Source organism: Streptomyces sp. MK37H (assembly GCF_018035285.1).
Lineage (GTDB): Bacteria > Actinomycetota > Actinomycetes > Streptomycetales > Streptomycetaceae > Streptomyces > Streptomyces endocoffeicus.
Genome location: NZ_JAAAYH010000762.1, coordinates 1 through 2,066 on the forward strand (window position 1 = coordinate 1; position 2,066 = coordinate 2,066).

General features: G+C 71.5%; 2 protein-coding genes. One reads left to right on the forward strand and one right to left on the reverse strand.

All coding sequences use genetic code 11. The annotated features are described in order from the left end of the window. Positions 1-332: 332 nt before the first annotated feature. Positions 333-1,160 carry a hypothetical protein gene (locus GWI24_RS43635; RefSeq protein WP_210951551.1) on the forward strand — a complete coding sequence of 276 codons (828 nt, stop codon included), beginning with the start codon at positions 333-335 and terminating at the stop codon, positions 1,158-1,160. Positions 1,161-1,176: 16 nt separating this feature from the next. Here the strand turns inward: GWI24_RS43635 and GWI24_RS43640 are convergent, their stop codons facing one another. Then, positions 1,177-2,043: a hypothetical protein gene (locus tag GWI24_RS43640; protein WP_210951552.1), complete on the reverse strand. Its 867-nt coding sequence runs from the start codon at positions 2,041-2,043 to the stop codon at positions 1,177-1,179. Between the last annotated feature and the right edge of the window lie 23 nt (positions 2,044-2,066).

Genomic DNA, 2,066 nt, shown 5'->3' on the forward strand with positions numbered 1-2,066 from the left:
TGGTGGGCGGCGAGCGCCCCGGCCACATTGAAGGTCGACCGGATGGTTCCGCCGATGCCATAGGCGTTGTGGAGCAGGAAAGAAATCTTCATGGTGATGTACGCGCGGCGGGGCTGAACTGCCGCGACGTGCCCTCCCCTCCGAGGCGGAGCCAGTAAGGACCGATCGGTCGGTAAGACTGGCTGGGGCCGCGAAGGTTGCTTATGCGTGTGGTGATATGGGATCAACCACATTCGGCAAAGGGATTACAACCTTCCCCGGGTTCTGGGAGTCTGCGGGGTGTCCGTGCGGAGGCCGTACGGGCCCGATAACGACCAGGGGTGGACAGAGAAATGAACGAGTCCGGTGCGAAGCGGACCGTTGGTGCGGCCATCGCGGTGGTGGCGGCGCTGGGGCTGATGACCGGATGCGGCAGCGACTCCGGCGACGGCAAGGCGGACGGCGCCAAGCAGGCGGGCAGCGCCGAGCGGGCCGACGGCGCCAAGCGGGGCGACGGCGCTTCGCAGGGCGACGGCGCTTCGCAGGGGGACAAGGCCGCGAGCTCCGACCCGGCCGCGAAGCCGCTGTCCGCGTCCGCCCTGGAGCGGGCCGCCCTGACCAATGGCGAGGTCAAGGGGCTCGAGGTGCAGAAGATGACGGACAAGGAGGTCAGCGAGGGCGGCTCGGCAAAGACCGGCAAGGCCGCGTGCCAGCCGATGGCCGCGCTGATGGGGACCCAGTACGACCCGGCGCCCAAGGCCAGCGTCCACCGCGCCTACGCCACCGACCTCACCAAGGCGAAGGTCGGCGGCACCGGTCTGATCCGGATCTCCTCCTACGGACCGGGCGACGCCGAGCGCACGGTGAAGGACCTGCGCGAGGCCGTCACCGCCTGCCAGGGTGGCTTCCCGGCCGAGGACGGCTCGGGCGAGAAGGCGGACGTCAAGAAGGTGACACCGCTGGACGCGCCGAAGGCCGGGGACGAGGCGGTGTCCTTCAGCCTGCATGACGCGGGCAAGGAGAAGGCCGTCATCAAGTTCACGGTCGTGCGGACCGGGCCGCAGGTGACGGTGTTCTTCGGGGTGAACATCGCGGACCCGGCGAAGTCCGAGATCCCGGCCGCGCTGGTGGAGGCCCAGGTGGCGAAGGTGGAGAAGGCCACGAAGGGCGCCGCGTCCTAAGCCCGGCGGCCCGGTCTCAGTTGGTGGCGGAGGCGGCTGAGGCGGCCTCCGCCGACGCCTGGGCGCTGCCCCGGGCCAGGATCCGGCGGAAGGTGTAGTCGGCCACATCGCGGCCGGCCTGGAGGGTGGCGGTGTCCGATGCCGTGACCGCCTTCCCCGACGTATAGCCGGAGATCGTGAAGTAGGCGTACCGCCCGATCGCGTTCGCCGAGCTCTGGCAGGCCGTCCGGCGGCAGAAGGTCGGGACGCCCCCGCCCGAGAGCGAGGCGATGTTCGGCTTGTACGCGTCCTTGGCCTTCTCGGCCGCCGCCTTGCCGTCGAAGACGGCGACACCCACCGTCACCGCGACGCCGTCCCGGGTGAAGGTGGCCCGCAGCAGCTTGCGGCAGCCGTTGTTCGCCAGCACCGAGCCGAGCGCCCCCTGGGTCGCGGCCGAGCAGCTGGCTGTCGAGGCGGACGCCGCCTTGGCGTACGACCGGTCGTCCTTCGCGGCGCGCTTGTCGGGGAAGAGGCTGCCCGCGCTCAGCGGCGCCTTGTCCCGCCGGGCGCTGGAGATGATGTCCAGCGGCTTCGGCGGCGCGGGCGGGGCCACATCGGAGAAGGTCGGCTCGGGCGTCGCCGACTCGCTGGGCAGGTCCTGCGGGGTCGGCAGCCCACCGGCCGAATCGCCCCCACCGTTGTCCTTGTGCCCGCTGCTGACCACCGCGGTGGCGACGATCGCGGCGACGGCGGCCGTCGCCAGCGCCCCGCCGCCGATGAAGAGCAGCTTGCGGCGGCGGTTGCGCGCGGCGGACTGATCGGCGAGCGCCGCCCAGTCCGGCGTCGACGGCTGAGGCGCCTGAGAACCCCCGGGCCCGTAAGGCCCCCCTTGCCCAAAGCTCATGGCGCGCATCTTAGACCGGCCGA